This window comes from Streptomyces sp. NPDC059900 (assembly GCF_050270335.1).
Classification (GTDB): Bacteria; Actinomycetota; Actinomycetes; order Streptomycetales; family Streptomycetaceae; genus Streptomyces.
The window spans coordinates 1-22,898 of record NZ_JBNNJZ010000060.1 but is presented as its reverse complement, the minus strand read 5'-3'; the positions used below and the strand labels follow the sequence as shown (position 1 = coordinate 22,898).

The following is a 22,898-nucleotide window of genomic DNA, read 5'->3' as shown; positions in this document are numbered from 1 at the left end:
ATGGTCACAGCCGACGCGCCGACGCCGCGCCGACACCGGGTCGGACGCCGGGTGGGACGGGGGCCCGCACGGTGAGCGCTGAGGGCGGAGGCGGCGACGGCAGCGTCCGGGCGGAGGAGGCTCGCGCCTCGCCACTCCACCGGGATCAGCTACGCCCGCCGCCACCTCCGATCGTCCGGTCCGGGTCCCTCACCACCCTGTCGGACACAGATGATTCGTCGGCGGGTGCGCGATGGATTGGCTCGCACCCAAACTCGCACCCAAAGACGCCGGGCGCGCGGGCGAAGCCGCGTAACCGATGATCTTGCTCTGGCGTTGGTCGGCCGGGGCCCGGCACGTCAGGCCGGGCCAAGACCAGAGCCTGAGGGGCACTCATCATGCACGTCCTGCTCAACATGCACGGCATCACCAGGAAGATCGTCGCGTGGACCGGCGCCATGGCCGCGGCGCTCGGCTGCGTCGTCGTCGGCGCGCCGCCCGCGGCGGCCGACGGCAAGTGGTGCAACAACTCGGTCTGCATCGAGACCTACGACAGCGGTACCTACCTCGGCAGGGTCGAGGTCTCGGTCGTCAACACCAACCGGCCGCACCGCATCAGCGCACGCGTGTGGACCACCAACGGCTGGGGCGCCCACACCAAGGTGGAGGACGTCGCCGCGTTCAGGACCTACCGGGACCAGGCCTACCCGCAGCGCCACTTCCCGGCAGGCACCCGACTCTGCGCGGAGGGCTTCCGCGGCGGCGACAGCGTGGGCCTCCCCTGCGTCACCCTGACCGACTGACCGCGCGGCCCGTCAGCCGTACTGGCGGCAGTGGCCGGAGAAGACGGACCGGACGCGTGCGGTGACGAGAGCGAGGGCGGCCTGCGATGCGGCGGCGTCGGGCCCGGGCCCGGCATCGGATCCCAGTTGCAGCGCCAGACCCTCGGTCAGGCAGTGCAGTTCGAGGGCGGCGAGGTCCGGGTCGGTGTCGGCCGGGACCTCGCCGCACTCTTTGCCGTTGTGGACGGCCGTGGCGAGCATCGAACGGATGAGCCGGCCCGTCTCGGCGTGGGACCGGGCCAGGCGGGGGTTGTCCACGGTGCGGCCCAGGAAGGCGAGCACCACTCGGTGCGCCGAGCGGCGGCGCGCGTCCGCCGGGAGCCATTCGCTCAGCCCCTCGACCACCACGTCACGGATCGGCAGCTGCTGTCGCGTGGCGCGCTCGCCCAGGGCGGAGACCCGGTCGAGGATTTTCTGGACGACGCGTTCGTGGGTGAACAGCAGCATCTCGTCCTTGGTCGGGAAGTAGTGCTGCACGTGGCCCACGGAGAAGCCCGCTGTGGCGGCGGTCCGCGCCACGGTGACCCGGTCGAGCCCTTCTTCGGTGACCAACTTCTGTACGGCGTCGGCGACCTGGATGCGCCTTGCTTGGTGATCGACGACCTTCGGCATGCCGTCAGAGTATCCGCCGTCGGCCTTGCGGAAAGTTTTTACCATATGTTCATATTGTAAAAAGCCGGACGCCGACCAGGGGAGGGACTGCGGACGTGGCAGGGGCAGTGAGGGAGCGCGTGCGCAAATGGCCCACGCTTTTAAGGCAGTTGATACTCGTGGTACTCCTCGCGGGAGTGGCGGCGACGGGGCCGACTCCACCCGTCGCGGCTGCTGACGCGGCTGCCGACGCGGCGGACTGGTCGGAGGTGGACGCGTACGTGCGCGGCCGACTGGACGCGACAGGCACACCCGGTGCCGCGCTCGCCGTGATCGAGGACGGCCGCGTCGTGCACCAGCGGGGCTTCGGCGAGGACGGCCGGGGGCGGCCGGTCACGCCCGACACCCCCTTCCTGTGGGGCTCGCTGTCCAAGCCGGTGACCGGCCTTGCCGTGCTCCAGCAGGTCGAGGCGGGCCGCGTGAAGCTCGACGCGCCGGTACGCACATATCTGCCGTGGTTCCGTCTTTCCGACCGGGAGGCGTCCGACCGCATCACCGTCCGGCATCTGCTGACCCACACCAGCGGCATCCCCACCTCGGCGTCCGGCGAGATCGGGGACCGCTACGACAACACCCCCGGCGCCCTCGCCGACGCGGCCCGCGACCTCGCGCGGATCGAACCCGCCGACCGGCCCGGCGGCTCCTATGCGTACTCCAGTGCCGGTTACGCCGTACTCGGCGCCCTGGTCGAAGAAGTGACCGGACGGCCGTTCGGCACGTACCTGCACCAGAAGATCCTCGCCCCGCTCGGCATGCGGCACGCCGTCGCCACGGAAGGCGACTTCACCCGTGAGCGGGTCGCCCCCGGCCACCGCTCCGTCTTCGGCGCGGCCGTCCCGTTCGACGCGCCCTACGACACTTCGGGCGTCCCGTACGGCCATGTGGGCGGCAGCGCAGAGGACTTGACCCGGTTCGCCCTCGCCGAACTGGGCGGTGGCGTCCTGGACGGCCACCGGGTGCTTTCGGCGAAGGGGATCGCCGACAGCCAGCGAGGGCATGTCGAAAGCAGCGCGGGCCGCTACGGCCTCGGCTGGTCGGTCGGCACGCTCAAGGGCACGGGTGAGCGCATGGTCTGGCACGACGGGGCGCTGCCCGGCCACCACGCGATGCTGGTCATGCTGCCCGACAGCGACCGCGCCGTGATCGTCCTGCAGAACGCCTACCACCAGCTGCGCGCGAAGGAGTTCGCCGATGCCGCGATCGGGGCGGCGCAGCTGCTGTCCGGCGCCGCTCCCCGCACCACCCCCGCCGACGGGTTCGCCGTCGCCCTGCCATGGGCCACGGCCGCCCTCGTCGCGGTGCTGCTCCTGAGCGCGGCAGCCCCTGCCCTGCGCCGGCTGCCCGGACGGCGCGCCGCGGCCCGGGCCCGCTCCCGGCGCAGGATCGCCTTCACCACCGTGGCATCGGCCGCCGCCGCGCTGGCGACAGCGGCGTTCCTGTGGTGGCTGCCCTCGGCTCTCGGGGGGACGCTGTCGATGGCGCTGCTGTGGCTGCCCGACGTGGGGTGGGGTCTGGTGGCCGCCGTCGCTCTTGCCTTGCTGCTGGCCCTGGAGCGGGCGGCGCTCGGCGTCCTGGATCTGCGGCGGGCTCGCAGGAACCGCCGGGAGGAGCGGACGGCCGGGGCCGCGTGATGTGCGGTCCCGGCTGTCGGGGAGGGTGCTCAGGCCGGTTCCCGGGTCCGGGGTGGTGGGGCGGTGTCGGTGCGTTCGGTGGTGGGCTTGTTGTGGTGCAGGGTGTGGAAGAGGCGGCCCGGCCACCAGAACCAGCGGCCCGTGTCCAGGGCCAGGGCGGGCACCAGGACCGTACGGACGAGGAACGTGTCGAGCAGGACGCCGACGCCGACGATCACGCCCATCTGCGCCATCGTCACCAGGGGCAGCCCGGCGAAGACCGCGAACGTCGCGGCCAGCACGATGCCCGCCGACGTGATCACTCCGCCGGTGCTCGTCAGGCCTTCCAGCACGCCGCGGGCGTGGCCGAGGCGGGCGGCCTCCTCCTTGACGCGGTGCATCAGGAAGATGTTGTAGTCGATGCCGAGCGCGACCAGGAAGACGAAGCCCATCAGCGGAATCGACCAGTCGACGCCCGCGAAGCCGAGCACGCTCTCGAAGAGCACGTTCGACGCGCCCAGAGCCGCGAGGAAGGACAGGACCACGGTCGCCAGGAGCAGCAGCGGCGCGACGAGCGACCGCAGCAGCCAGATCAGTACGCCCAGGACGACCAGGAGGACGATCGGGATGACCGTCCGCAGGTCGCGGCCGGCGGCGCGCTGGGTGTCCAGAGTCTGCGCCGTGGTGCCGCCGACCAGGGCGTCCGCGCCGTCGACCGCGTGCACGGCGTCACGCAGCGCGTCGACGGTGTCCTTGGCGGCCTGACTGTCCGGGGTGTCCTTCAACACCACTGAGAGCCGGGTGAGTTCACCGCCGGGGGAGCGGTCGCCGCTCTCGACCCGGGCGACCCCGTCGACCCCGGACGCGGCCGAACGCACCTGTGCCGTCTGCCCGGTGTTCGTGACGATCTTCGCGGGGTCGGACGCGCCCGACGGGTAGTGGGCGGAGATCTTCTCCTGGGCGATCACCGACTCGGGCTTGTCCTGGAACATCTCGGACTGCGTCAGGCCCATGTTGATGCCGACGGCACTCAGCGCCAGGACGCCGGTGACGGCGACGGACATCATCCAGGACCAGCGGGGACGCCGGGCGACGAAGGCGCCGATGCGCGACCAGACCGTACGTTCCTTGCGCGCCGGGGTGCCGTGCCGCGGCACGAACGGCCAGAACACCCAGCGGCCCGTCACGACGAGCAGTGCGGGAAGCACGGTGATCATTGCGAGGAGCGCGCAGACCACCCCCACGGCGCCCACGAGGCCCAGGGAGCGCGAGGAGTTGATGTCGGCGAAGGCCAGGCAGGCCAGGCCCGCGGCGATGGTCCCGGCCGACGCGAGGATCGCCGGGCCCGAGCGGCGAAGGGCGGTCCCCATCGCCTCGTGCCGGTCCTCCTGGCGGTGCAGTTCCTCGCGGTAGCGGGCGATGAGCAGCAGGGCGTAGTCGGTGCCGACGCCGAAGACGAGCACCATCAGGACGCCCGAACTCTGCGGGTCCACGGGCAGGTCGGCGTACTTGGCGAGGGCATAGGTGCCGACCTGCGTCAGGACGGCGGCGAAGCCGACCGAGAGCAGCGGGAAGAGCCACAGGATCGGGCTGCGGTACGTGATCAGGAGCAGTACGGCGACGACGCTGCCGGTGGCGATCATCAGCGTCGAGTCGAGGGTGTCGAAGACGGCGACCTGGTCGGTCAGGGAGGCCGCGGGACCGCCGACCTCGACGTCCAGGCCCGGTGGCGCGTTGGCCCCGGCGATCTCGCGCAGTTCGTCGACCTTGTCGGTCACGTCGTCGTCGCTGGACAGCGGGACAGTGACCAGCTGGGCCTTGCCGTCGTCCGACGGCACCGGCCGTGAGACCTGCTCGCCCTCGGCGGCGAACTCCGCGAAGGAGGCCCGGTCGGCGGCGGCTACCCGCTCGCTTACGCCCGTACCGGTGTAGACGACGACGGCCGGCATGACGGTGTCGGCACGGAACTTCTCCAGCTCCGTGTTGACCTGCGCGGATTCGGCGCCGCGCGGCAGGAAGGCGTTGGCGCCGGTGTCCTCGACGTCGCCGAGCTTCCCGGCCAGCGGGCCGAGGGCCATCACGAGGATCAGCCAGGCCGCGAGGACCAGCCATTTGGAGCGCCGACCCGATGGGGCGGTGGCGATGCGCCGGAGCAGCGGACGCATGAGTAGTCTCCTTTTGTGTGTGGAGCGCGCCGCCGGTCGGTGACCGGCGCAGGGCGCACGGGGCCCGCACCACGGCGCTGTAGGTGTGATGACCTGCCGTGGCGTACGGGTGGGTGTGTGAGTCCGGGCCGCTCGGGCCCGGGGCGTGTGCCGCACTGGTACGGCCGGGAGTTGCCGCTCCCGGTCGTACCCGCAGCCGGCTCTACTCGATCTCGCGCATCATCTTCTCCATCGAGCTGACCGAGTAGCGGGTCTGCGCCAGCTCCTCACGGGTCTGCTTCAGCTCCTCGATGGAGCGCCGGTGCAGCTCGACGTTGTCCTCAAGCAGCTGTGCGTACTTCGCGGCCAGGCCCTTGTACTGCTCCTCGCGGGCGGCGAGCATCCGGGCCCGCCAGGTGGCGGCGACCTGCCAGACGATCACTATCAGCAGAAGGAAGAAGCCGGCCGCGCCGACGGCGCCGACCCATAGGCCGACGTCGTCGCCTCCGTCCGCGAGCGTCACCAGTTGTCCGTTCACTTCGCTTCCTCTTTCGTGGTGTCTTTCGAGCGGGGCTCCGAGAGCGTCCGGACCGCCCTGGCGAACAGTTGTGGCGTCAACTCGTAGAGAAATGGCGCCACTTCGAAGTACTTCATGGACTTTCCGTCCTCGGCGACCTCGAGCGACCCGACGACGAGGCCCGCGGCCTCGAGCAGTTTCAGGTGCATGTGGAGCAGCGGACGGCCCATGCCGATTTCGCGGGCGAGGGCGCTGACGTAATTGCGGTGCTCGGTGAGCGCCGCGACGATCCGCATGCGGTGCGGATTGCCCAGCGCGCTGAGTGCCTTCAGGAGCTCGTCGCCCGTCGGTTCCGGGGTCGGGGCCTCGGCCATCGTGGCCTCTCTTTCGTGCCTGTCAGGAAAATCTGACATGATGCGCCCCTACCTGTCAACGATTCCTGACACATCTCAGGGTCGGGTAAGGGGCACCCCCTCGGGGGCTACTCCCGCTGTCGTACGCGCGCTCCACGAGCGGCTCCTATCGTGAGTCCCGTGACCCCCGCCTCCCGCCCCCGCAGGCCGCGCCCCGAATGGCCCCTGTCGCCGCAGCTCACAGACGTGGCCGTGGCCGCTGCCGTGGCGCTCCTCACGGGTCTGGACGCGGCGGTCAACGACCCGGGGCACCAGCAGGCCGACTGGCTGACGTGGCTCCTCTACGCCGTGTCCGTCGCGGCTCTTCTGGTGCGCAGCCGGTGGCCGGTCGCCGTCACCGTCGTCACCGGGGCGGGGTGTGCGGGCTGGGCGCTCCACGGGCACATCGGGGAGCTGCTCAATCTGCCGGTGATGGTCGCGCTGTACGCCCTCGCCGTGCAGGGCGGCCGGCGCCGCACGCTGCGTACCGCCGTGATCGCGGGGCTCGTCTCGGGGGTGGTGTCGGTCATCGCGGGCAAGGACGTGGCGCAGCCACAGGGGGCCCCGCTCCTGGAGATGCTCTGGCCCCTCGTGCCGCTGCTGCTCGGTGAAGTGGTGCGCGGGCGGCGGGAGTTGCTCGAGGAGTACGCCGACCGGGCCGAGCGCGCCGAGGCCGACCGGGAGCGGGAGGCACGGCGCAAGGTCGACCAGGAGAGGGTGCGGATCGCGCGCGAACTGCACGACGTGATCGCCCACACGGTATCGGCGATGACCGTACAGGCGGGCCTCGCCCTGGACGCGCTCGACAGCAGGCCGGAGGTCGCACGGGCGGCGATGCGGCAGGTGCGGACGTCGGGCAAGGAAGCCGTGCGCGAGCTGCGGACCACGGTGGGCGTCCTGCGCCAGGGGCAGCGGGCGGCCTCCGCCGAACCGGCGCCCCGCCTCGCCCAGCTGGACGACCTGGTGGAGGGGGTGCGCGGCACCGGCCTGCGGGTTTCCCTGCACACCTCCCTGCCCGCCGACACCGGTGGCCGGGAGCTGCCGCAGCTGGTGGAGTTGGCCGCGTACCGCATCGTCCAGGAGGCACTGACCAACGTGATCAAACATGCGGGAGCCCGGCACGCGGCGGTGTCGGTCGCCGCGACGGAGGGCACCGTCACGGTGGAGATCACCGACGACGGACCCACGCCGGACGCGGTGGCGGGCGAGGGATACGGCCTCATCGGCATGCGCGAACGCGCCGCTGCGGTGGGCGGCGGCCTTGAGGCGGGGCCGATGGCGGGCGGGGGATGGCGGGTGCGTGCGGTGATTCCCGTGGAGGAGGGGGCGCTGTGAGCGGCGGGAGCGAGGGGGTGCCGGCCGCTGGGCAGGCCGTGGCGGTGGACGGCGGGTTCGGAGCGGAGGCGCGGCGGTGGGGTGTGGTGTCCCTGTGGGGGAGCGGGCGGGGAAGCGCCCTGTCGGCGCACGAGCGGGCTGCCGCCGTGGGCGGCATTCTCGGTACGGGCCGGTGTCGGGCGGGGGACGGCGGGTGCGTGCGGTGATGTCCGGCGGGGAGGCGGGAAGATGAGCGGGCGGATCCGGGTGGTGCTCGCCGATGACCAGACCGTCGTGCGCGCCGGGTTTCGCGCTCTGCTCGATCTCACCGACGACCTGGTCGTCGTGGGTGAGGCCGCGGACGGTCTCGCGGCCGTGGAACTGGCCCGCACCACCCGTCCCGACGTCGTCCTGATGGACATCCGCATGCCGCGGGCCGACGGCCTCGAAGCCACCCGGCGCATCGTCGCCGACCGCACCCTGGATGCCGTACGCGTCCTTGTCCTGACGACCTTCGAAGCCGATGAGTACGTGTTCGAGGCCCTGCGCTCGGGCGCCGCGGGCTTCCTGCTCAAGGACATCGAACCGGACGACCTGCGCACCGCGATCCGCACCGTCGCCGCCGGGCAGAGCCTCCTGGCACCCGGCGTCACCCGCCGGGTGATCGAGGAGTTCGCCCGGCTCAAGGCACCCGAGGCCGAAGCGCTGCGGCTCCTCGATCCGCTGACCGACCGGGAGCGCGAAGTGCTCGCGCTGGTGGGCCGCGGCCTGGCGAACGACGAGATCGGCGCACGGCTGCACATGTCGCCGCTGACCGCGAAGACGCACGTCAGCAGGGCGATGACGAAACTCGGGGCGCGGGACAGGGCGCAGTTGGTGGTGCTCGCGTACGAGACGGGCCTGGTGCGCGCGGGCGAAAGCTGACCCGGACGATGGGCGGCCGGCTACTCCCGGGGGAGTAGCGGCCGACTCCCCTCGGCAGATGGCCGGGGCGTCCGCTCTCCGTAGCGTCGACGGCATGATCGAAGCACGCGAACTCACCAAGCGATACGGCGGCAAGGCGGCCGTCGACCGGCTGACCTTCACCGTCCGCCCCGGCCGCGTCACCGGCTTCCTCGGTCCGAACGGCGCCGGAAAGTCGACCACCATGCGCATGATCCTCGGTCTCGACGCGCCCAGCGGCGGCACCGTCACGGTCAACGGGCGGCGCTACGACCGCCTCGCCGCACCCCTGCGCGAGGTCGGCTCCCTCCTGGACGCCAGGTCCGTGCACGGCGGACGCACCGCGCGCCGGCACCTGCTCGGCCTGGCCCGCAGCAACAACATCGGCGGAAGCCGGGTCGACGAGGTCCTCGAAGCGGTGGGCCTCACGGACGTCGCCGGGCAGCGGGCGAAGGGGCTCTCCCTCGGCATGGGCCAGCGCCTGGGCATCGCCGCCGCGCTGCTCGGCGATCCCGGCGTCCTCATCCTCGACGAGCCGGTCAACGGCCTTGACACCGAAGGCATCCGCTGGATCCGCGACCTGCTCACGTCCCTCGCCGCGGACGGCAGGACGGTGTTCCTCTCCAGCCACCTCATGAGCGAGATGGAACTGACCGCCGATCACCTGATCGTGATCGGCCGCGGCAGGCTCCTCGCGGACACGAGCATGAGGGACTTCATCGAGACCAACTCCCGGGGCGACACTCTCCTGCGCACGCCCGACGCGGAGGCGCAGCGCATGCGGGTCCTGCTCGAGGCGGCGGGAGCGTCCGTGCGCCTGGACGCGCGCGGCGGCTGGCGGGTCGGCGGCCTGGCGCCCGCGGAGATCGGCGAACTGGCCCGCGTCCACGGCCTGGCGGTCCACGAACTCACCCCGGTCTTCTCCTCCCTGGAGGAGGTCTACACCGACATGACGCGGGCCTCGGTGGAGTACCGGGGCACGGCGACGACGACGCACGAAGCCGAGCAAGAGGCAGAGGAGCCGGTCCGGTGACCACGACGACGACCACAGCGACGACAACCCCGCCCGCACCCGGCTTCCGCGCCGCCCTCGCCTTCGAGTGGACCAAGTTCGCGGGCCTGCGCTCCACCCGCTGGACCCTCCTGACGACCGGCCTGCTGACCGTCGTCGGCGCGGTGTTCGTCGGCCTGAGCGGCAGCCTGCAGCCCGATGACACGGTGCTCGGCGGCAGCCTCACCCTCAGCGTCGTCTCGCTGATGGTCGCGGGCGCCGTGGGCGCGCTCACCGTGTGCGGCGAGTACGCGAGCGGCACCATAGCCGCCACCCTCACCGCCGTACCGCGCCGCGGCCGGGTACTCGCCGCGAAGGCGGCCCTCCTGGCCTGCCTCCTGTACGCCACCGGGCTCGTCTCCTGCACGGCGGCGTATCTCCTCGGCGGCGCGGTCCTGGAGGACGGCAAGTACGCCCCGGGGGAGCCGCTGCCCGCGCTGTTCGGCATCGCCGGGCTCTTCGCGCTCGTCGGGCTGCTCGGCCTGGCGGTCGGCACCCTCCTGAAGCACTCGGCGGGAGCCGTCGTCACGGTGGTAGGCGTCCTGCTGCTGCCGTCCCTCTTCGGCCCGCTGCTCGGCGACCTGCGGCGCTGGGTCGCGGGAGCCACGCCGACGGCCGCCCTGGAGAAACTGACCCAGACCTCGGACGCGAGCCCCGACACGGTCGGCACCCTCGGCCCCTGGCCCTCCTTCGCCCTGGTCGCCGCGTACACCCTGCTGCTCCTGGGCGCAGCCGCATGGCGCCTGCGCCGACGCGACGCGTGACATCGCTGCCCCGGACTCCACGGAGGAACAACATGCGATCCCTACGACTGCTTCTCGCCCGCGCGACAGTGCTCCCCACGATGCTCACGGCAGCGCTCCTCGTTCCCCACGAGGCAGCGGCAGCCGCGGAGGGCGCCGCGAGCAGCGGACCCGCGGTGGTGCGCGAGGAGCGGATCGCCTCCCGCCTCGTCGAGCTCACGCTGCGCTCACCGGCGCTGGGACGCGAGGCCAAGGTGCGCCTGCTCACCCCCGACGGCTGGGAGAGGCGGTCCCCCGGAGACCGCTGGCCTGTGCTCTATCTGCTCGTCGGCGGACATGGAGACCCCGAGGCCTGGACGCAGGACTACGCGGTCGACGAGCTGGCCCAGCTGCGCGACGTGCTCGTGGTGATGCCCGAGATGCCGGTGTTCGGCTTCTACAGCGACTGGTGGAACCAGGGCGCGGGCGGCCCGCCCCGGGTGGAGTCCTTCCACCTGGACGAGGTGCGGCCGCTGCTGGAGCGTCACTACGGCGCGGGGACCCGCCGCGCGGCCGCGGGGGAGTCGCAGGGCGGCTTCGGCGCCCTCTCCTACGCCGCACGCCATCGGGGCCTGTTCCGGGCGGTGGCCAGTTACAGCGGCTACGTCCACCCGCTCCAGCACCCCCATACGGTCAAGGCCGGGATGGACTACATGGGCATGGACTGGCGGGCGCTCTGGGGCGATCCCGTCGCGCAGCGCGCCATGTGGCGGGCACACGATCCCTACTACCTCGCCGAGCGGCTCCGGGGCGTTCCCGTACACCTGTCGAGCGGTGACGGCACCGCCGGAGCCCTCGACCCTCCGGACGTCGAACCCGACCCGCATGTGCCGGGTCTGGAGGACCCTGCGGACCCCTTCCCCGAGGACGTGATCTCCCCGACCGAAGCGATCATGGGGGAGGAATCCCGCACGCTGGCCGCCCGCCTGGCGGCGACGGGAGTACCGGTGACCACGCACTTCTACGCGGGGACCCACTCCCCGCCGTACTGGAGCAGGGAGCTGCGCCGCTCCCTGCCGGGTCTCCTGAGGGCCCTCGAGTCCCCGTCCTCGTAGCGACCGGGGCCGGTATTTTGCGATTCTTTTACAGTGGGTGTAGAAGTTAGCCATACTTCTCCACCCACTGTCGTCGCGCGGCAGCGGCGTCGTTCCGTCCGGCGTGGCGGTGCGCCCCGGCCGCGTCGAGAATGTGACGGGCACGCCCCTTCATCGGAACGGAGCCACTGTTGCTGTCCGCCGTACTCGGTCTGCTCGCCGTTCTCGTCCTGACCGCGGGCACCGGATACTTCGTCGCCCAGGAGTTCGCCTACGTGGCCGCGGACCGGCTTGCGCTCGCCCGCGAGGCGGAAGCGGGCGACCGGCGGGCGGCGCGTGCCGTGCAGGTGCTCGGACGGCTCTCGTTCATGCTGTCCGGCGCCCAGCTGGGCATCACCGTCACCGGTCTGGTCGTCGGCTTCCTGGCCGAGCCGTCCGTCTCCGGGCTCCTCAAGCCCGCCTTGGACGGCACCGGCCTCTCGGACGGTGTCGTCTCCGCCCTCTCCGTGGTCCTCGGCTTCGTCGTCGCCACCGTGCTCCAGATGGTCCTGGGCGAGCTCGCCCCCAAGAACCTCGCGCTCGCCGTGCCCGAACGGCTCGCGAAGTCCCTGGCCGCCTCCACCCTGATGTACCTGAAGATCGTCGGCCCCGTCGTCCGGGTCTTCGACGGCGCCGCGGACCGGCTCCTTCGCAGAATCGGCATCGAGCCCGTCGAGGAGCTGCACCACGGCGCGACACTCGAAGAGCTCAGCCACCTCATCGGCGAGTCCCACGAGCACGGCCAGCTGCCGCGTGAGAGCGCCGAACTCCTCGACCACGCCCTGGAGTTCTCCGAGCGCACGCTGGGCGAGGTCCTCGTGCCGCGGGCGGACGTCATTTTCGTGCGCAAGGACGCCACCGCGGACGAGGCGGTGCGCCTCATCGCCGGGCACGGGCACTCGAACTACCCCGTCATGGGCGACCACCCCGACGACGTCGCGGGCGTCCTCGGGGTGCGCGAGCTGATGCGGCTGTCCGCCGACCGCTTCGCCGGCACCACGGCGGGCGAACAGGCCCGCCGCCCCCTGCTCCTGCCCGACACCCTGCCGCTGCCGGGCGCGGTGGCGCAGATGCGCGAACGGGACGACGAGTTCGCCGTCGTCCTGGACGAACACGGGGGCGTGGCGGGCATCGTGACGTACGAGGACATCGCCGAGGAGCTTGTGGGGGACATCGCCGACGAGTCCGACACCGTCGTCGAACTCGCGGTCGCGGACGGCGGCGGCTGGTTCGTCGACGCGGGCCGCCGCCTGGACGAGGTGGCCGCCGCGACCGGCATCGACCTGCCCGAGGAGGACGACTACGACACCGTGGCCGGGCTCATCGTGGACCGGCTCGGCCGCTTCCCGGCCATCGGCGACCGCCTGACCGTGCAGTTGTCCGACGGCAGCCGCGTCGCCGTCGCCGTACTCGGCCTCGACCGGCACGTGCCCGAGCGCGTACGGATCGAGCGCCTGCCCGGCGCGGACGTGCCGACCGCCGAGGAGACCACCGCATGAGCTTCCCGATGGCCCTCTTCGTCACCGTCCTGCTGCTGATCGCCAGCGGCTTCTTCGTCGCCGCGGAGTTCGCGCTCGTCGCCGCCAAACGCCACCGCGTGGAGCGCGCGGTCGCCGCCGGGCAGCGCGGCGCCAAGTCCGCGCTCGCGGGCATGCGGGAACTGTCCCTGATGCTCGCCGGGGCCCAACTCGGCATCACCGTCTGCACCCTGGGTCTCGGCTCGGTCTCCAAGCCCGCCATCTCCCACGAACTCGACCCGCTCCTGGCCAAGCTGGGCCTGCCCGCCGGGCTCAGCTACGGCATCGCCTTCGCGCTCGCCATGATCGTCGTGGTGTTCCTGCACATGGTCGTCGGCGAGATGGCTCCCAAGTCCTGGGCCATCGCCCACCCCGAGCGTTCGGCGATGCTCCTCACCCCGCCCTTCCGCGCCGTCGTCAAGGTCGTACGGCCGTTGCTCAGCGTCCTCAACAAGGTCAGCAACGCCCTCGTCCGCCTCTGCAAGGTCACCCCGCGCGACGAGCTCACCTCCGTGCACAACCGCGAGCAACTCGCGCACTTGGTCCAGGAGTCGTGGCGGCTCGGCCTGATCAGCGAGGCCGACTCCGGACTCATCACCACCTCGCTCACGGCTCCGCTGACCGCGGTCGGCGACCTCCAGACCGCGGCCGCGCAGATCACGTCCGTACCGGCCGACGCGAGCATCGGCGAGGTGCTCGAAGTCGCCGCGGCGAGCGACCGCACCCGGCTGCTCGTCAGGGACGGCGGCACCGTCCTCGGCTCGGTGCACGCCCGTGACGCCCTGGTCGCCCGCGCCCGCAGCCGCACCCTGACGGCCCGCGAACTGGCCCGCCCCGTCGCGGAGTTGGCCGCCGACGACACGTTGGCCCACGCCGTGGAGGAACTGCGCCGCCGCCGTGCCTCGCTCGCCGTGCTCTGCGACGAATCGGGCCGCCTCACCGGCCTGGTCAGCCTGGACGACCTGCTCGCCCGCCTGATGGAACCGAGGCAGCCCGCCTGATGGCCGCCGGAGCACCCCGCGGGGCACGAAGAAGCACTCGTAACGGGTATGTACGGGTGTTGCGTCCTGTGGCTACTGTGCTCGCAATGTCCCGTGCCGACGCAGTCACGCACCGTCAGCCGGCACGCGTGAGCGCGGCGCCGTGAAGTTCCGAAGACCGCCTCCTCCCTGCCCGCAGGCGGTCACCTACCGGTGGGCTCCGGCGGCGGTGGCGGCGGGCTGCCAGGTCATCACGCTCCTGGACGGCAGGGGCCGCGACATCGGGCACGTCGAGTACCAGGTGTGCCATGTGTGCGGCGCCGCCCACCTCAACACGATCGCGATCGCCGGGCCCTGGCAGGGCATGGGCCTGGGACGCGAGGCACTGCACCGCGCCGCGGGCCCGTGGTCGGCGTACGAGTGGTCCACGTCCCGGCAGTCCTCCGAGGGCCGGAAGTTCTTCGCCGCGATGGCGGAGGAGACCGGCGTGGACTTCGTGCCGGGAGCGGAGGGGTGCCCGCACATCACCGCCCAGCCGCCGGGTTCCAGATCCGGCGGGGCCTTGCGCTGAGCCGCCTGCCGCCGGGCGTCTGCCGTCGGGCGATCCGTACGGTCTGCTCGGCCCCGTCCGTCGCCGGGCGATGCCCACGCGATAGCGTCACCGCCGTGACGATCAACGCGCGTGGGAACAGGGCCGACTCCGCCGCACGGGCGGAGGTGTTCCGGGGGCAAGGGCGAACGGCGCGGCGCGTGTCCGACGCCGTCGCCCTCCTCGCACCGCCGCTTCTCTTCGTGGTGCCGGTCCTGCTGATCCGGGCAGAGTTGATCGATGACGGGTACCTCTTCCTCAACCTGGCCGCGCCGTTCATCAGCGTCCTGGTGGCGTCGTACGCCCCGATGGGCTGGCGCGCCCGCCTGCACGACGGCGATCTGCTGAGCGCCCGCACCCTGACCGGGCGGCGGACCGTCGACCTCGCGGCGCTCACCAAGGTCGGCCGCATGGAGGTCCCCGGCCAGGCCCGGACCGACGACAGGCTGATCCTCACCGACGCGCACGGCGTGCGGATCATCCTCGACAAGCTCGCGGGCGGCGCCGGCACGGTCGACTCGCCGGTGCGCAGGGCTCTGCTGCGCAGGCCGCCGGGTGCGGGCGTGATCGTGTCGGACCGGGCCGCCGAGCGCCTCGACCTGCGGACGGAAGTGCGTCGTCCGCAAGGCCGCCTCAAGGCGGGGCGCACCATCCGCGAGGGGCTCATCGCATGGGTTCCGCTGCTGGCCGTCTTCGTGGTCGTGCTGGTGAGCTTCGGCCTGCTGGCGGCAGGCCTCACGCTCGCCGACGTCCTCTGAGCCCCCGGGGGGCCGGGGCCGCCAGGAATGCCCGGCCGCTGACGGGGGCACTCGGAGACCTGGTGCGTACCGCGCGCCCGAGCTTTCCGGGGAGGACACGACGATGACGCTGTCTTGGGTGCACGCACGAGGCCGGAGCAGGAAGGCCGCGGCCCGCCGCTCGGCGGAGAACGAGTCGCTGACGGCGGCAGGCCGCGCGGGCTTCGTCGCCCGGGGTGTCGTCTACGTCCTCATCGGCGCGCTCGCCCTGCAGATCGCCTTCGGCGGCAGCGGTGAACAGGCCGACCGGCAGGGCGCGTTGGCGCAGGTCGCCGAGCAGCCCTTCGGCGGGGTGATGCTGTGGGCGCTGGTCGTCGGGTTCGGCTGCATGGCGTTGTGGCGCGGCTCCCGCGCCCTGGGCAGGCGGGGCCCGCGCCGCAAGAGCGCGTCGCGGGCCCTCGACGGAGGCAGGGCGGTTTTCTACGCCTTCGTCTGCTGGGCGACCGCCACGTACGCCGCCGGGGAGAGCCGGGGCTCCAGCGGCGACGAGCAGTCACAGGGCTGGACGGCGACCACGCTCGAACTCCCTTACGGCCGCCAGCTGGTGGGCGCCGCGGGCTGTGTGCTGATCGGCGTCGGTGTGGTGCTCGCCGTGCGGGCGATGATGCGCCGCTTCCTGCGCCAGCTCGACATGCGCTCCCTCAGGGGCCGCGCGCGGCAGGTCGTCACCGTCCTCGGCGTGACCGGCGGTGTCGCGCGCGGCGCGGTGTTCGCCGCGGCGGGCGTCTTCATCCTGACGGCCGCCCGGCAGGCCGACCCGGACGAGGCCAAGGGCGTGGACGCGACGCTGCGCAGCTTCTCGCACACCCCCGCGGGCCCCTGGCTCCTTGCCGCCGTCGCGGCCGGTCTCGTCCTCTTCGGGGTCTTCTCCTTCGCCTCCGCGCGCTGGCGCAGGCTGTGAGCACGAACGGGGCGTGCGCACCGTAAGGGCTAGAGCGGCGCCGACTCGTCGGCCTTGAAGGGGCCTCCGTGGCCGGGCACGATCACGTCCGCGGCGGCGAGCACCCGCAGGCGTGACGTCCGCAGCATCGTGTGGTCCGGGGCCACCGGGTCGTCCACGGGGCCGTTCGGCCGCCACCACAGGTCGCCCACGAACGCGATGGTGCCCCCGGCCGTCCCCGCGAGCAGGGTGATGTCCTCGCGGCTGTGCCCCGGAGTGCGTATCAGCCGCAGGGACGGGGCGAGTTCGTACCCCTCGGCGTCCCGGTCGGTCCACTGGTCGTTCTCGTAGATCGCCTTGTGGTCGTGGACCCGGGCGCTGCCGAAAAGGCCCACGTTCATCGTGTTGTCCGGGTGATGGTGGCTGAGCACCACATCGGTGATGTCGTCCGGTCCCAGGCCCAACTCCGCGAGCGGGCCCAGGATCCGGTCCCGGCTCGCCACCATGCCCGGGTCGACGATCACGTGCCGGTCCGCGTCGCGGACGTAGGAGACGGTGGCGGCGACTCCGGGGCCCGTGGAACCCGTGTAGCCGGTGGTCAGGATCGTGTACGCGGCGCTGCGGCCGAGCGGGGCGTCTGTCGCTGCGTTCGTCGCCGCGTCCGTCGCCGCGGTGGTCGGTGTGTGCGTCAGTGTGTCCGTCGCCGTGTTCGTTGCTGTCTTCGTCATGCCGATGAGTTTTCCGGGCGGGCCGTCCCGCAACGAGTGGCCCTTCTGCCACTGATCGCAGGAAACGTGCCAGACGTGTCACACTCCCGTATGCCGCCTTTCGTGACCATCGCCGCCTACGCCCCGACGGGCGTCGGCATCCTCGGCGCCGGCATCGTCTCCGAGGTGTTCGACGAGCGGGGCGCGGGCCTGCCCCGCTTCGACTTCGCCCTGTGCACCGACCGGCCGGGGCAGGTCCGCACCGACACCGGGGTGCCGATCACCGTGGAGCACGGCCTGGAGCGGCTCGCCACCGCCGATCTCGCGATCGCCCTGCCCTGGGCCGGCTTCCGTACGCCGCCCGCGCCCGCGGTGCTCGACGCGCTGACCGCCGTCCACGAGAGGGGCGGCCTTGTCGCGGGGCACTGTGTCGGCGCGTTCGCCCTGGCCGCGGCGGGGCTGCTCGACGGGCGGCGCGCCACCACTCACTGGCGCTTCGCCGAACTCCTTGCCCGGCGCCATCCGGACATCACCGTCGAGGCCGGGGCCCTGTACATCGACGAGGGGCAGGTGGTGACCGGCGCGGGTGCGGCCGCGGGCTTCGACCTCAGTCTGCATCTGCTGCGGCGCGAGTACGGCGCGGCGACGGCCAACACCATCGCCCGCGACCTGGTCCTGCCCTCCCACCGAGACGGCGGGCAGGCCCAGTACCTCGCCGCTCCCGCGCCCGGGGACTGCCAGGACGAGCGGCTCGCCGACGTGCTCGCCTGGGCCCGCGAAAACCTTCACGAGCCGCTGCCGGTCGCGGAGTTGGCCCGCCGCGCCCTGATGAGCCGGCGTTCCTTCGCCCGCCGTTTCACCGCCGCGACCGGCACCACCCCGCACGCCTGGCTGGTCAACCTGAGACTGAGCAGCGCCGAGGAACTCCTGGAGACCACCGAACTGCCGGTGGAGGAGATCGCCCGCCGGGTCGGGTACGGCAGCGCGGCCGTCCTGCGCGAGCAGTTCGTACGCCGCCGCGGCGTGCCGCCTCGGTCCTACCGCCGTGCGTTCACCAGGGCTCCGTAAGCAGAGGGCGGCCTCGGAGGGAACTCAGGCGAACGACGGCATCTCGCCTTCCGTGGTCGACAGGTCGACGATGCTGAAGGCGGCGTCCTGCTGGTCGGCGACCGTGGCGAAGCGGCCGAAGGGGCTGTCCATCGGGCCGGAGAGCAGCCGCCCGCCCAGCTTGGTGACGGTGACGATCGCGGCGTCGCAGTTGTCCACCGCGAAGTGCACGTTGAGGAACGGCGGCATGTCGGCCGGGAAGTCCGCGGTCATCTCCAGGCGCCCGAGTACCGGCCTGCCGCCGACCTGGAAGACGCCGTAGTCCACGTCGTCGACGTCCATGGTCCGCACGTCGAAGGGGAACACGGCCGGCAGGAACGCGTCCGCCGCCGCAGGGTCCCGCGTGGTCAGCTCCGCCCAGCAGTACGCGCCGGGCTCACCGACCTTCTCGAAGCCCTCGTGGGCACCGGCCTGCCAGACGCTGAAGTACGCGCCGCCGGGCTCCTGCGCCGTCGCCATGGTGCCGAACTCGCCTACCCGCATCGGCTCCACGGCGAGGGTCCCGCCGTTGTCACGGATCTTCGCGGCGGTCGCGGCGGCATCGGGCGACGCGAAGTAGAGGTTCCAGGCGGCGGGTCCTTCCACGCCCTGCATCTGCGGGACGACCGCGGCCACGGCCCTGCCGCCGGAGCGTGCCTGCGTGTAGCCGCCGAACTCCTCCGAGCCGGAGTCGAACGTCCAGCCGAGCAGCTCGCCGTAGAAGCTCTTCGCGGCCTCCACGTCGGGGAACATCGCGTCCGCCCAGCAGGGCGTGCCTTCCGGGTACGCGGACATCGCGAGGGCCTCCTCATGAGGGAATCCTGTCGATTTCACGCTATTCGAACGCAGGCCCCCGCGCCCGTCGGCCGCCGCCCCGGCGGCCCGTGCCCACCGCGCGCAGGATGCTCACCGCGCGCCGAAGTTCTGCGTCCACCAGGGGCCGCCGCTGCCCTGCCGGTAGCCGATGCCGATCTCCTTGAAGGAGCAGTTGAGGATGTTGGCCTTGTGGCCGGAACTGTTCATCCAGGAGTCCATCACGGCCGCCGGGGTGCGCTGGCCCGCGGCGATGTTCTCCCCGTAGGTGGTCCAGCGGTAGCCGGCCGCCGTGACCCGGTCGCCGGGGTCCTTGCCGTCGGGGTTGGTGTGGTCGAAGAAGTCGCGCTCCGCCATGTCGTCGGAGTGGCCCTGCGCCGCGTCGCCCAGCTTGCTGTTGAGGGTCACCGCGCCGCAGCCGCTCTTGGCGCGCTCGGCGTTCACCAGCCGGGTGACCTCCTGGCTGTACGAGTTGCCCGCCGGAGCCTGCGGGGCCTGGGGAGGGCTGCTGGTGCGGGTGGGCTTCGGGGTCGTCTTCGGCTTCGGCGCCTTTGTCCTGCTCTTCGACGGCGTGGGCTTGGGGGAGGCCTTCTTGGTCTTGCTGGGTGAGGCGGAGGGCGACTTGCTCGGCTTGGGGGCCGTGGTCGTGGGCGCGACCGAAGAGGGCGGCTGCGAGGCGGTGAGCGGCTCCGCCTCGGTCTTCTCGCCGTCCGCGGGGCGCGTGGCCGAGTAGATGACCCCGGTCGCGACGACGAGCACGGCGATTCCCGCGGCGACCGTACGGCCCTTGCGCGGCGTCCGGTGGCGCTGCGCGGCATGTCTCGCCGGGGCGCTCCGGGCGCCGGATATCTCATACGTGTTCCCGGCCGTGGTGTGCGCGTCGGGCGATATCTGCGGTGAGCCGGCCAGCTGCTGCGCGTCGGCCGTGCTCATCACGCTCATCGCGCGTATCGCGCCGGGAGCGGCGAGGGCGGCGGTCGGCGGCACCAGGGCCACGCCCACGAGGAGGCGCTCGGCGAGCACCAGGCCCGCGCCGTGGCCCGAGCACATCGCGCAGTCACGGACGTGCCGGGCCAGGCGCTTGCGCCAGAGGGAGGAGGGAACGCCGTCCCAGGTGGCCGCCACGTCGCTCAGGTACGGGCAGCGGGGCTCGGCGGCCAGCGCGCGGACCACGATCCGGGCCGTCTCCAGCTGGGTCTTCATCCGCTGAACCCGCACCGTGGCGTGCTGCGTCGGCAGCTCCATGGCCGATGCGACCTCCGCACGGGTGAGCTCGCCTGAGACCTCGAGCCACCACAGCGAGAGCAGCGCGCGGTCGTCGGTGTCCAGCCAGCGGGTGGCCTCCGCCACCTCCCGGCGCTGTCCCACCAGGCCGAGCCGGATGATGGTCAGGTCGACGAAGTCCGCGCCGGGGTCCACGACGTCGTGCGCCTCGTGCAGCGGGCTCGGGTTCTTCTGCCCGGACGAGCGCTGCTGCCAGTGCCTGCGGATCTCGTTCATGGCGATGGCCACGAGCCAGGACCTGAAGCTCGCCGGGTCGCGGAGCGAGGACAGGCCCGCGAGCGCCCGCAGCATGGTCTCCTGCACCACGTCGTCGACGTCGGCATGGCCGTCGAGCGCCCGGCCGACGATGTTGTAGACCAGCGGCAGGTATCCGGCCACCAGGTCGTCCTGCGCCTGCTGGTCCCCGGTCTGCGCCGCCGTCACCAGAGGATCGTGTTCACCGATCATGGACTGCCTCACTCGCTTTCTTCGTCGGCACGTTGTGGCCTTACACCTGGGAGATCGCGTGAGCGCACGGCGATAACAGAAATCCGCGAACAGAAATCTGCGGCGAGCATACGCACCCGGTCAGCGGGTGCCGCGCGTATCCTCATCTGTCCGGCTTACCGGATATACACCGCTATCGCCCTGTTCCGCTGCTCCGAGTGGTGGCCGCGAAGACCGGCGCACACCGACGGGAACGGACGAGCTCACGACCGCGACAGGCACTCCCTGACCGCCGTGACGAGCCGCGCCGAGCGCGCGTCGCCGTGACCGATCATCCGGTTCGCGGTGTAGGCGAAACCCACGCCGTACTCGTCGTCCCCGAAGGCGAACTGACCGCCCGAGCCGTCGTTGCCGAAGCTCCGCTCGCCCAGCATCGGCCGGAACCGCGGGGCGTCGAGCAGGAAACCCGAACCCCAGCGGGCGCCCAGATCGGGGAAACCTGACCAGGAGGGGCCCGCGGTGAGTTCGCGCAGCGCGTCGGTGACCGTGTCCCGCGTCAGCAGCCGTGCCGAGCCGTCGACGCCCGTCGCCACCGCCGCGTACAGCGTGGCCAGCGAGCGCGCCGACGACACCGCGCCCGCACCGGGGATCTCGGCGCGCAGCAGCGCGGGGTCGTTCCAGCCGTGCGGTTCGTCGAGGCCGGGGAAGGCGAACGCCCCGTTCATCGTCACGATCCGCATGATCAGGGACTCGGGGTCCGGATTGCCGGGCCGGCCCGCCGCTTCGACCAGCCGGGCCAGGTGGGCGACCTCCTGCTCGGGCAGGCCGATCCAGGTGCGCAGGCCGAGCCCGTCGCCGATGGCCGAGCGGAAATACGCGCCCGGGGTGAGGCCGGTGACGCGGCGGATCAGCTCGCCCAGGACGAAGCCGAAGGTGTGCCCGTGGTACTCGTGGGCGGTCCCCGGCTCCCACAGCGGCGCCTGCTCCTCGATCGCGTGCACCACCGGCGTCCACGCGGTGATCTCCTCGAAGCCGGGGGAGCGGTCGAGGGCGGGAAGCCCGGCGCGGTGCGCGAGGACCATGCGCGCGGTGATGCCCTCCTTGCCGCCGTTCGCGAACTCCGGCCAGTACCGGGCCACCGGCGCGTCGAGGTCCAGGCGTCCCTCTTGGGCGAGGAGATGGACGCAGACGCTGACGACGCCCTTGGCGCAGGAGAAGACCGGGACGACCGTGTGCTCGTCCCACGGGCGCCCGGTCCGCTCGTCCGCGACGCCGCCCCACAGATCGACGACCTTGCGCCCCGCGGCGAAAACCGCGACGGAAGCGCCGAGTTCACCGGACTCCGCGAAGTTCCGCGAGAAGGCGTCCGCGACCGCCCCGTACCGTTCGTCGGCCCATCCGCCGTACTCCACCGTGTCTTCTCCCTCTGCCCGTGCACGACTTGCGCGTGCTCGACTTGCGTCCGATCGGTTCGCGCGTGATCAACTCGTCCGTGATCGACCGGGGAACGCTATGCGGTGGGAGCAGCCCGTTCCAACGGATTTACCGGGTCGGGGCCTCAGCGGGCGAGAAGGTCGCGCAGTGCTCCGGCGATCTCGGCGGGGGCCTCCTCGGCCATGAAGTGGCCGCAGGTCACGGGCGTGTGCCGCAGATCGGATGCCCAGGCGCGCCACAGGGCGGCCGCGTCGAAGCCGAGCGCGGCGCCCCAGTCCTGCTGGAGCACGGCGACCGGCATCTTCAGCCGGTTGCCGGCCTCCCGGTCGGCCCGGTCCTGGTCGACGTCGATACCGGCCGATGCGCGGTAGTCGGCCACGATCGAGGGCACCGCGGCGCGGCAGGCGTCCAGGTAGGCCGCGCGCACGTCGGCGGGGATCGCCCGCGGGTCGTTCGTCCAGATGTCGAGGAAGTGGCCGAAGAACGCGTCGGGCGACGCGGCGATCAGCTGTTCCGGCAGGCCCGGTGGCTGGGCCATCAGATAGAGGTGGAAGCCGACGGCCGCGGTGACGCCGTGCATCACGTCCCACATGTCCAGCGTGGGCAGCACGTCGAGGCAGGCGAGGTGTGTGATCGTGCCGGGGTGGTCGAGCCCGGCACGGAACGCGACCAGGGCGCCGCGGTCGTGTCCGGCGAGGGCGAAGCGCTCGTGCCCCAGCGCATGCGCCACAGCGACGACGTCCGCGGCCATGGTGCGCTTGGAGTACGTGGTCCCGTCCGTCTCCGCGGGCTTGTCGCTCGCCCCGTAGCCGCGCAGGTCGGGGCAGATCACCGTGTGGTCGGCGGCGAGATCCGCGGCGACGTGCCGCCACATCAGATGGGTCTGCGGGAAGCCGTGCAGCAGCACGAGCGGCGGGCCCGAGCCGCCGACGGCGACGTGCAGGCTCACACCGTCCGATACGGGCACGCGCCGGTAGGTGAAATTCTCGATGGCAGGGCTCATGGTGCGCTTCCTTCGCGGTGACGGAACAAGTGCTTCCGAGCCTGCCGGGCGCCGATGAGCATCCAATGAGCGCGCTACCGTGACC

Annotated in this window: 22 protein-coding genes; 13 read left to right on the top strand and 9 right to left on the bottom strand. The window is 72.2% G+C overall.

Annotated elements, in window-relative coordinates; all coding sequences use genetic code 11:
* Positions 1-377 precede the first annotated feature (377 nt).
* Positions 378-782, top strand: a complete 405-nt coding sequence (locus ACQKIP_RS12180; protein WP_365854809.1) for a hypothetical protein — start codon at positions 378-380, stop codon at positions 780-782.
* A 12-nt stretch (positions 783-794) separates the two neighbouring features.
* Here the strand turns inward: ACQKIP_RS12180 and ACQKIP_RS12175 are convergent, their stop codons facing one another.
* On the bottom strand, positions 795-1,433 hold the full coding sequence (locus ACQKIP_RS12175; RefSeq protein ID WP_365854807.1) for a TetR/AcrR family transcriptional regulator: 639 nt from the start codon (positions 1,431-1,433) through the stop codon (positions 795-797).
* Between the two features lie 158 nt (positions 1,434-1,591).
* Between ACQKIP_RS12175 and ACQKIP_RS12170 the strand changes: the two genes are divergently transcribed.
* Complete coding sequence (locus ACQKIP_RS12170; protein WP_365855769.1) at positions 1,592-3,103, top strand: serine hydrolase domain-containing protein; 1,512 nt, start codon at positions 1,592-1,594, stop codon at positions 3,101-3,103.
* Between the two features lie 29 nt (positions 3,104-3,132).
* Here the strand turns inward: ACQKIP_RS12170 and ACQKIP_RS12165 are convergent, their stop codons facing one another.
* The 3 genes from ACQKIP_RS12165 to ACQKIP_RS12155 all read right to left on the bottom strand — a co-directional run bounded on the left by ACQKIP_RS12165 (position 3,133) and on the right by ACQKIP_RS12155 (position 6,117).
* On the bottom strand, positions 3,133-5,247 hold the full coding sequence (locus ACQKIP_RS12165) for an MMPL family transporter (RefSeq protein ID WP_365854805.1): 2,115 nt from the start codon (positions 5,245-5,247) through the stop codon (positions 3,133-3,135).
* A 202-nt stretch (positions 5,248-5,449) separates the two neighbouring features.
* Positions 5,450-5,764, bottom strand: a complete 315-nt coding sequence (locus ACQKIP_RS12160; protein ID WP_365854803.1) for a hypothetical protein — start codon at positions 5,762-5,764, stop codon at positions 5,450-5,452.
* Positions 5,761-6,117, bottom strand: a complete 357-nt coding sequence (locus tag ACQKIP_RS12155; protein WP_365854801.1) for an ArsR/SmtB family transcription factor — start codon at positions 6,115-6,117, stop codon at positions 5,761-5,763. Before ACQKIP_RS12155 ends, ACQKIP_RS12160 begins: the two co-directional genes overlap by 4 nt.
* Positions 6,118-6,276: 159 nt before the next feature.
* On the opposite strand from ACQKIP_RS12155, the gene ACQKIP_RS12150 reads away from it, so the two are divergent.
* The 10 genes from ACQKIP_RS12150 (at position 6,277) to ACQKIP_RS12105 (ending at position 16,081) form a co-directional block, all read left to right on the top strand.
* Positions 6,277-7,470, top strand: coding sequence for a sensor histidine kinase (locus tag ACQKIP_RS12150; protein WP_365854799.1), 1,194 nt, complete (start codon positions 6,277-6,279; stop codon positions 7,468-7,470).
* A 228-nt stretch (positions 7,471-7,698) separates the two neighbouring features.
* Positions 7,699-8,373 (top strand): response regulator transcription factor, encoded by a 675-nt coding sequence (locus ACQKIP_RS12145; RefSeq protein ID WP_365854797.1) that lies wholly within the window; start codon positions 7,699-7,701, stop codon positions 8,371-8,373.
* Positions 8,374-8,467: 94 nt separating this feature from the next.
* Entirely contained in the window at positions 8,468-9,424 is a 957-nt protein-coding gene (locus ACQKIP_RS12140) for an ATP-binding cassette domain-containing protein (RefSeq protein WP_365854795.1), read from the top strand.
* Positions 9,421-10,206, top strand: coding sequence for an ABC transporter permease subunit (locus tag ACQKIP_RS12135; protein ID WP_365854793.1), 786 nt, complete (start codon positions 9,421-9,423; stop codon positions 10,204-10,206). The genes ACQKIP_RS12140 and ACQKIP_RS12135 overlap by 4 nt, the downstream gene beginning before the upstream one ends.
* Before the next feature lie 32 nt (positions 10,207-10,238).
* Positions 10,239-11,279, top strand: a complete 1,041-nt coding sequence (locus tag ACQKIP_RS12130; RefSeq protein ID WP_365854790.1) for an alpha/beta hydrolase — start codon at positions 10,239-10,241, stop codon at positions 11,277-11,279.
* A 173-nt stretch (positions 11,280-11,452) separates the two neighbouring features.
* Positions 11,453-12,796: a hemolysin family protein gene (locus ACQKIP_RS12125; RefSeq protein ID WP_365855767.1), complete on the top strand. Its 1,344-nt coding sequence runs from the start codon at positions 11,453-11,455 to the stop codon at positions 12,794-12,796.
* Positions 12,793-13,815 (top strand): hemolysin family protein, encoded by a 1,023-nt coding sequence (locus ACQKIP_RS12120; protein WP_365854788.1) that lies wholly within the window; start codon positions 12,793-12,795, stop codon positions 13,813-13,815. Before ACQKIP_RS12125 ends, ACQKIP_RS12120 begins: the two co-directional genes overlap by 4 nt.
* Positions 13,816-13,957: 142 nt before the next feature.
* The gene (locus ACQKIP_RS12115; RefSeq protein ID WP_365854786.1) at positions 13,958-14,365 is read left to right on the top strand and encodes an N-acetyltransferase; all 408 of its coding nucleotides are present in this window, start codon (positions 13,958-13,960) and stop codon (positions 14,363-14,365) included.
* A 179-nt stretch (positions 14,366-14,544) separates the two neighbouring features.
* Positions 14,545-15,141, top strand: a complete 597-nt coding sequence (locus tag ACQKIP_RS12110; protein ID WP_365854784.1) for a hypothetical protein — start codon at positions 14,545-14,547, stop codon at positions 15,139-15,141.
* A 103-nt stretch (positions 15,142-15,244) separates the two neighbouring features.
* A complete protein-coding gene (locus tag ACQKIP_RS12105; protein WP_365854782.1) occupies positions 15,245-16,081 on the top strand; it encodes a DUF1206 domain-containing protein in 837 nt (278 codons plus the stop codon).
* A gap of 29 nt (positions 16,082-16,110) precedes the next feature.
* On the opposite strand, the gene ACQKIP_RS12100 is transcribed toward ACQKIP_RS12105, so the two are convergent.
* The gene (locus ACQKIP_RS12100) at positions 16,111-16,788 is read right to left on the bottom strand and encodes an MBL fold metallo-hydrolase (RefSeq protein WP_365854780.1); all 678 of its coding nucleotides are present in this window, start codon (positions 16,786-16,788) and stop codon (positions 16,111-16,113) included.
* A 90-nt stretch (positions 16,789-16,878) separates the two neighbouring features.
* On the opposite strand from ACQKIP_RS12100, the gene ACQKIP_RS12095 reads away from it, so the two are divergent.
* Entirely contained in the window at positions 16,879-17,835 is a 957-nt protein-coding gene (locus ACQKIP_RS12095) for a GlxA family transcriptional regulator (RefSeq protein WP_365855765.1), read from the top strand.
* Between the two features lie 24 nt (positions 17,836-17,859).
* Here the strand turns inward: ACQKIP_RS12095 and ACQKIP_RS12090 are convergent, their stop codons facing one another.
* From ACQKIP_RS12090 to ACQKIP_RS12075, 4 genes are all read right to left on the bottom strand, one after another.
* Positions 17,860-18,648, bottom strand: coding sequence for a VOC family protein (locus tag ACQKIP_RS12090; RefSeq protein ID WP_365854778.1), 789 nt, complete (start codon positions 18,646-18,648; stop codon positions 17,860-17,862).
* 111 nt (positions 18,649-18,759) lie between these two features.
* The gene (locus ACQKIP_RS12085) at positions 18,760-20,394 is read right to left on the bottom strand and encodes a sigma-70 family RNA polymerase sigma factor (protein ID WP_427742931.1); all 1,635 of its coding nucleotides are present in this window, start codon (positions 20,392-20,394) and stop codon (positions 18,760-18,762) included.
* A gap of 245 nt (positions 20,395-20,639) precedes the next feature.
* The gene (locus ACQKIP_RS12080) at positions 20,640-21,788 is read right to left on the bottom strand and encodes a serine hydrolase domain-containing protein (protein ID WP_365854774.1); all 1,149 of its coding nucleotides are present in this window, start codon (positions 21,786-21,788) and stop codon (positions 20,640-20,642) included.
* Between the two features lie 146 nt (positions 21,789-21,934).
* Positions 21,935-22,813 carry an alpha/beta fold hydrolase gene (locus ACQKIP_RS12075; protein WP_365854772.1) on the bottom strand — a complete coding sequence of 293 codons (879 nt, stop codon included), beginning with the start codon at positions 22,811-22,813 and terminating at the stop codon, positions 21,935-21,937.
* Between the last annotated feature and the right edge of the window lie 85 nt (positions 22,814-22,898).

Coding starts and splice junctions, on each gene's coding strand:
- ACQKIP_RS12180 (WP_365854809.1), top strand. CDS start 378: ATGCACGTCCTGCTCAACATGCACGGCATCACCAGGAAGATCGTCGCG.
- ACQKIP_RS12175 (WP_365854807.1), bottom strand. CDS start 1,433: ATGCCGAAGGTCGTCGATCACCAAGCAAGGCGCATCCAGGTCGCCGAC.
- ACQKIP_RS12165 (WP_365854805.1), bottom strand. CDS start 5,247: ATGCGTCCGCTGCTCCGGCGCATCGCCACCGCCCCATCGGGTCGGCGC.
- ACQKIP_RS12155 (WP_365854801.1), bottom strand. CDS start 6,117: ATGGCCGAGGCCCCGACCCCGGAACCGACGGGCGACGAGCTCCTGAAG.
- ACQKIP_RS12145 (WP_365854797.1), top strand. CDS start 7,699: ATGAGCGGGCGGATCCGGGTGGTGCTCGCCGATGACCAGACCGTCGTG.
- ACQKIP_RS12140 (WP_365854795.1), top strand. CDS start 8,468: ATGATCGAAGCACGCGAACTCACCAAGCGATACGGCGGCAAGGCGGCC.
- ACQKIP_RS12130 (WP_365854790.1), top strand. CDS start 10,239: ATGCGATCCCTACGACTGCTTCTCGCCCGCGCGACAGTGCTCCCCACG.
- ACQKIP_RS12120 (WP_365854788.1), top strand. CDS start 12,793: ATGAGCTTCCCGATGGCCCTCTTCGTCACCGTCCTGCTGCTGATCGCC.
- ACQKIP_RS12105 (WP_365854782.1), top strand. CDS start 15,245: ATGACGCTGTCTTGGGTGCACGCACGAGGCCGGAGCAGGAAGGCCGCG.
- ACQKIP_RS12100 (WP_365854780.1), bottom strand. CDS start 16,788: ATGACGAAGACAGCAACGAACACGGCGACGGACACACTGACGCACACA.
- ACQKIP_RS12095 (WP_365855765.1), top strand. CDS start 16,879: ATGCCGCCTTTCGTGACCATCGCCGCCTACGCCCCGACGGGCGTCGGC.
- ACQKIP_RS12090 (WP_365854778.1), bottom strand. CDS start 18,648: ATGTCCGCGTACCCGGAAGGCACGCCCTGCTGGGCGGACGCGATGTTC.
- ACQKIP_RS12075 (WP_365854772.1), bottom strand. CDS start 22,813: ATGAGCCCTGCCATCGAGAATTTCACCTACCGGCGCGTGCCCGTATCG.